The following is a 2,324-nucleotide window of genomic DNA, read 5'->3' on the forward strand; positions in this document are numbered from 1 at the left end:
CCTATTTAGTTTTCAAAGATCTAATTCTCTTGCTCGGCTCTCGACCGTGCCTGTTTATAATATCAAATCTATTTACCCCTGTCAACGCTTTTTTTGACGTTTTTGAAACTTTTTTTAATTTTTCTTTTTTTCATTAAAAAAGCGCCCTGTTTGACGCTCTTAATTATGCTGTTCTGCCTTATTAACTTCTTTCCTCGGCGCTTTTCTCAAAGATCCACAAATCGGATAATTTGGACAAGATTCATTACAAGCATCTTCACTTAATGCTCGTAACTCTTTTGGTACAAATGCTGTAATCTCATCATCGTCATACCCTACTAAGAAATTATCCTTATTAATAATGATAGGTCGTTTCATTACAGATGGATGTTCCTGTATAAAACTTATAACCTCATTGACTGGCATATCTTCTAAATTTTTACCAAGCTCTTTAAACGGTTTTGAACGAGTACTAATAATATCCTCGGTTCCATTTTCGCTTCTACTCAATAAATATTTAATTTCATCTTCTTTTAAAATCGTCGAGAATATATTTTTTTCAACGAATTCCAAGTTGCGATCTTTAAGCCATTGCTTCGCTTTTCTACACGATGCACAACCAGGTGATGAATACAAAATTATCATACGAACCCTCGCTTTCTATAAGCATGTATATATTATATAGGATTTCATTTATAAAAGAAACCAATATTCACACAAAAATTGAAGAATTGATTTTTGTTTTTTATTTTTATTACTAAACACACTTGTACCTTATATATAAAAGAGACTTCTTATATATAATATAGTATGAAAGCTATAATATTTTTATAAAACATTGTAAAATTAACTTATCCCTTTCCATGCTTTTCTTCTTTCTTATTAAAAACATTAATGCTATAATGTATAAAGCGATGAAGTAATAAAAGTAAATATAAATTATGGACAGCAGCGATTTGTCGGATGGTGCAAGACAAACAAGGAATTATATTGAATTGGGTTATGGAGCTTATAATATATATGGTTACACCATATTAATAGAGAGACTCATAAAATGAGTAAGTCGGGTGGCACCGCGCTTATGAAAGTGAATAAGCGTCCCAACATTTATGTTTGGGACGTTTTTATTTTTAGGAGGTAATATAAATGAAAAAATGTTTAAGTGGTATCAAACCAACCGGAAGATTAACCTTAGGTAATTATATAGGAGCGATTCGTCAGTTTGTAAACTTACAAGATGAATATGAAATGTATATTTTTATAGCTAATCTTCATGCTATTACAGAAGCACAAGATGCAAAAGAATTAAAACAAAACACAAAAGACTTAATTGCTCTATATCTTGCTTGTGGACTTGACCCACAGAAAGTTACTCTATTTCTTCAAAGTGATGTTTTAGAACATGCAGAATTGGGATGGGTAATGATTTGTAATTCTTATATGGGAGAATTGAACAGAATGACACAATACAAAGATCGCTCAGCAAAAAAAGAATCAAATATTACTGCAGGGTTATTCACATATCCATCATTGATGGCTGCTGACATCCTATTATATGATGCTGATGTTGTTCCTGTTGGAGTCGACCAAAAACAACATGTTGAATTATGTCGTGATTTAGCAAATCGTTTCAACCATGCACATGGAGAAACATTTGTTGTTCCTGAACCAGTGGTTGCGAAAGTGGGAGCTAAAATCATGTCATTACAAACCCCTACTAAGAAAATGTCGAAATCAGAAGAAAACCAGAAAGGTTGCATTTATCTATTGGATGAACCTGCTGTAGCGCGCAAAAAAATTATGTCTGCTGTAACAGACTCCATCGGTATTGTGCAATATGATTTAGAAAATCAACCAGGTATCTCAAATTTATTAACAATACAAAGTACCTTGTCTGGAGAATCAATCGAAGAAATTGTTAGCAAATTTGAAGATAAAGGTTATGGGGATTTTAAAAAATATGTTAGTGAAACCGTTTTTGATTTTCTAAGTGAATTGCAAAGCAAATATAAAACCATCATGCAAACTGGTGTTATTGAACAAACCTTAAAAGATGGTGCCGAGAAAGCAAGGTATGTTGCCCGCAAAAAAGTATTCAAGGTAAAGAAAAAATTAGGATTACAATTGTTCAAATAAAACTTTTATTCAAAAAAATTCTGCTTTATACAGCGAGTCTTTTTTTGTATTTACTTAAAATAACGAAGCGATTGAAACCCTATAGCAGTCATTTTAAAAATAATCTGTAATAAAAAAGGGGCTGTGACAAATAAACAGACCTAAAATAAAAAGAACGCCTAATCTCGAGATGAGAAAAGACGTTCTTTTTGGTATAGTATATTTGTGCT

Annotated in this window: 2 protein-coding genes; one reads left to right on the forward strand and one right to left on the reverse strand. The window is 31.8% G+C overall.

Going from position 1 to position 2,324, the window contains the following annotated elements; all coding sequences use genetic code 11:
• Nucleotides 1-159 precede the first annotated feature (159 nt).
• Nucleotides 160-624 carry a Spx/MgsR family RNA polymerase-binding regulatory protein gene (locus M2475_RS11305; protein ID WP_277491637.1) on the reverse strand — a complete coding sequence of 155 codons (465 nt, stop codon included), beginning with the start codon at nucleotides 622-624 and terminating at the stop codon, nucleotides 160-162.
• A gap of 501 nt (nucleotides 625-1,125) precedes the next feature.
• On the opposite strand from M2475_RS11305, the gene trpS reads away from it, so the two are divergent.
• Nucleotides 1,126-2,115 (forward strand): tryptophan--tRNA ligase, encoded by a 990-nt coding sequence (trpS, locus tag M2475_RS11310; protein WP_277491638.1) that lies wholly within the window; start codon nucleotides 1,126-1,128, stop codon nucleotides 2,113-2,115.
• Nucleotides 2,116-2,324 lie beyond the last annotated feature (209 nt).

This window comes from Breznakia sp. PF5-3 (genome assembly GCF_029504745.1).
Taxonomy (GTDB): Bacteria; Bacillota_I; Bacilli_A; order Erysipelotrichales; family Erysipelotrichaceae; genus Breznakia.

Coding starts and splice junctions, on each gene's coding strand:
- trpS (WP_277491638.1), top strand. CDS start 1,126: ATGAAAAAATGTTTAAGTGGTATCAAACCAACCGGAAGATTAACCTTA.
- M2475_RS11305 (WP_277491637.1), bottom strand. CDS start 624: ATGATAATTTTGTATTCATCACCTGGTTGTGCATCGTGTAGAAAAGCG.